This window comes from Gelidibacter sp. F63206, from assembly GCF_023015735.1.
Genome location: NZ_JALKAU010000061.1, coordinates 1 through 2,786, shown reverse-complemented (window position 1 = coordinate 2,786; position 2,786 = coordinate 1). Strand labels below are relative to the sequence as shown.

Annotated in this window: 2 protein-coding genes; both read left to right on the top strand. The window is 34.4% G+C overall.

From position 1 onward, the window contains the following. Positions 1–469, top strand: a 469-nt coding sequence (locus MWU32_RS02870) for a hypothetical protein (protein ID WP_410744428.1), incomplete at its 5' end; no start/stop codon positions are given. A gap of 150 nt (positions 470–619) precedes the next feature. Further along, on the top strand, positions 620–2,608 hold the full coding sequence (locus tag MWU32_RS02865; protein ID WP_246937597.1) for a VPS10 domain-containing protein: 1,989 nt from the start codon (positions 620–622) through the stop codon (positions 2,606–2,608). Positions 2,609–2,786 lie beyond the last annotated feature (178 nt).

Here is a 2,786-nt window from a genome sequence, read left to right as displayed (position 1 = left end):
AAAAATAGTGAGTGAACTTGAGGAAATTGAATCTAAACCAGACACAATTTTTTACGGAAATGGAAAAATTTGGTGGATAAGCACAATTACGACTTATAAGTACAATTCTGAAAACTATTCAACTCATTCAGGAAAGCAAACTCAATATTACAAAAACGGACAAATCGCAAGCGAAATTTTTTTAGGAAAATACGGAAATATAATATCTTGGAATTCTTATGACCGAGAAGGAAATAAAACGTCCGAATCCATAACGACTGAAATCGACTCAAACGCAAATAATCTGACTGAATTTTTCGAATCCGACGAACATATCAATTTTAAAAGAATTGAGAAATATTATAAATGCTCATATAAACTACAAGTTTGTTATTTGTTCAAAGAAGGACAAACAGTGAACGGAAAAAAGGTCGGACTTTGGAAAACTTATACCGAAAACGGAGAACTGAAAAAAGAAAAAAACTATTGAACAAAAAAACGTTTTACAACACCGTATAAAATTAATGGCTAGACCTCGCCTACTTACGAAAATCCTCGCGGATTTTCTATTCGGTGTTTATTTGCTAAATTAAGTGCTTAAACACGCCACTAATCTTATACAATCACGTTACCCACAATTATGAAAAAGATACTGCACATATTGACAATCATACTTCTTCCATTGACAGTTTTTGGTCAAAAGGAGTATTTGTCAAGATTATCAATTTCGGGCGGTGTATCAGAACTTGGAATTTCACCATCTGAAGAAATTTGGGTAGCGACAAAAGCAGGAAATGTTTATTTCACCAAACAAATCGGTGAATTATGGAATATGGGACCATATGGTTCATTAGACCCTTATAATTTAAGTTCAGGAAAGACATTTGAGAGGTTAAACTTTTTCTCTGAAGATACTCTGATGATTTCAGGATTTATTCAAGAAGGCGGAAAACAAGACTTTGTTTTTTGGTCGGGGAATCACGGAAAGACTTGGGAAAAAGTAATATTCGGAAAAAGTAGTTGGATTGATGCTGCATACATAAATAACAACGGAAAAGCTTGGATGAGTGGTAATTCGCAACTCATTTATTACACAGAGGATAAAGGAAAAACTTGGAAAGCCTTTGATAAGGCAGGAAATGAAAATGCACTAAGATTTTCAACTATTCATTTTGCAAAAGATGAACAAACAGGGTTGTTTGGCTCTTTTTGGAACGTACTCTACAAAACAACTAATAACTGCCAAAGTTGGGAAAAACTACCGACACCTTTAAGTCAAGGAAAATATGAAAGGCTTTCGAAAGAAGAGCGACCTGACATTCGAAAAATAAGAATTTTTGGAAACTACTACATCATCAATCAGCAAGGAAGAGTGTTTATGACTAAATCCGATTCTATTGATTGGACTTATTTGCCCGAAATAATTGATTTTGAGGTTTCTGAAATCAATAACCTTTACACAATTAATCAAGATTTGAGCATAAGCCATTATGACAATGATTTTTCTCAAACTTGGCAGTCAGAGGAGTCTCTTGAAAACAACCCCAGAGCAATTGGAGTTAGAAACAACAAACTTTTCGTGTTGACATTTGAAAACATTTACAAGATTAATCCCGATGACTTTATAGTTTCTCAGTTATTTACGGATGAAGTTCCTATTCAAGAACCCTACTTAAAATTAAGCTTTGAAGGTGAAGAATATGGATTTGAGAATAAAGATATTCTACGCTTTGACAAGAAAAAAAAGCAATGGTATCGTTTTATGACTGTAGACTTCTCAATTGCTAATGCTTCCTTATTTGCGAGTAAAATTGTATTGGCAGACCGAAGCTTAAAAAAGCTATACACCTTAGACCCAAAAGAAAAATCAGTTAATGAATATAGTTTGCCTGAAAGTCTTTTTTCTAATCTCGTAGTTAAGGAGTTACATTTTGAAAATGGCAGTCAAGGTTGTTTCCATTCTGACAATTCATTAAGGACTTACATTAAAAAGGGAGATAAATATGTAGTTGATAAAAAAACAAAATCTTCAAAATATCTTTCCCGTGCAGACAATGAAATCGAAGTAACCAAAATAGAACGGATTATTAATGTAATAGACAAATCACGATTCTCAAATGTTTCCTTGACTGATTTGAGCATTACAGAAAATGACATTAATGAATTTAAAAAGTTCATTGATAAAGAAGAGCAACGCATAAATAAATCAGGCATAGACCGCTTTGACTATGAGAACTTGTACACATTTCCAGGAGAAAAAACAGATTTCGATTTTTACAAGTCAGTCGCAGACTTGTTATTCACTTTGAGTGATGAAGAAATCAATAATGCTTTTTGGCAATCTTATGGAAATTGGAGTACAACAACGGATTGGAGAAGAATCATCATTGTATTTCAAAACGGTAAAAAATTAATAATTGAAAATTCGGATGACAAGCCTAACTATCTTTATACACCTTGGGTAGTGGACTTTGAAGGATTGAAGTTCCGCACAAACTCAATTCTCTTTGGACAACAAATTGATGAAATAACAAATGGACAATTCTTCAACGAAGTTGCCCGAGATAAGAATTATGCAATCTTCAAAATTGCTGACTATTTGTATAAAAAGAAACTGAATGAAAAATAAAAGTGGGTAATCGAGTAGACGGGTGACGACCTAACGGTCGCCACTGCGCCTCTCACACCACTCCCGAAAGCTTTCGGGATACAGGTCTCGTACCCGCCTGCCGGCGAGCAGGTACGGCGGTTCACCAGATTAAAGTTTGCGCTCTATCGATGTAATCTCCTAGCGGTTTATAGCCTTT

Bases quoted from the DNA above. Each gene is read 5' to 3' on its own strand.
- MWU32_RS02865 (WP_246937597.1), top strand. From the start codon at position 620: ATGAAAAAGATACTGCACATATTGACAATCATACTTCTTCCATTGACA.